The sequence below is a fragment of the Staphylococcus sp. EG-SA-2 genome (genome assembly GCF_017152085.1).
Window position 1 is genome coordinate 1 of sequence record NZ_JACYHC010000091.1, and the last position, 555, is coordinate 555.

2 protein-coding genes are annotated in these 555 nt (G+C 31.9%); both read right to left on the reverse strand.

Annotated features, from left to right (window positions below; genetic code table 11):
• On the reverse strand, positions 1-379 hold a 379-nt coding region (locus IDG60_RS00760; RefSeq protein ID WP_206160372.1), incomplete at its 3' end, for an ABC transporter permease.
• Positions 372-555 (reverse strand): oligopeptide/dipeptide ABC transporter ATP-binding protein (locus tag IDG60_RS00765; protein ID WP_346767024.1); only part of this gene is annotated, 184 nt, incomplete at its 5' end. The genes IDG60_RS00765 and IDG60_RS00760, both read right to left, overlap by 8 nt.

Below are 555 nucleotides of genomic sequence, written 5' to 3' on the forward strand. Positions count from 1 at the left end.
AACTGTAAGAATATCTACCTGACGTTATTCCTAAAGCAAATGAGATAATATAAGTAATAATTAATGACATAGCACCGAGTAATATTGTATTTGGAATTCTTTCCTCAATAACATCAATTACCGGCCTCTTATATTTGATTGACTCCCCTAAATCACCATGTATAACATGATTGACCCATCTAATATATTGATGTGGTATTGAGTCGTTGAGGCCTAACTTTTCCCTTTGTGCATTTATTGCTTCTTGTTTTATTTTACCGTTTTGTAAATCTGAAAATGGATCTCCTGGTTGTATGATTGCTAATGAAAATACAACTATTGAGATTAAAATTAGTAACGGGATCATTAACCCTAACCTTTTAAGTATTAATTTAAGCATTTAAATCACCTACTTTATCTACGTAGAAACAAGCAACTTGATGTTCGTTACCAATGTCCTTTAATTGTGGTATATTTTCTTTACATTTATCTTTTGCAATCGGACATCTTGTATGAAAAGGACAACCTTGCGGCGGATTACTTGGCGAAGGTAATTCTCCTTTTAATATAATTCTA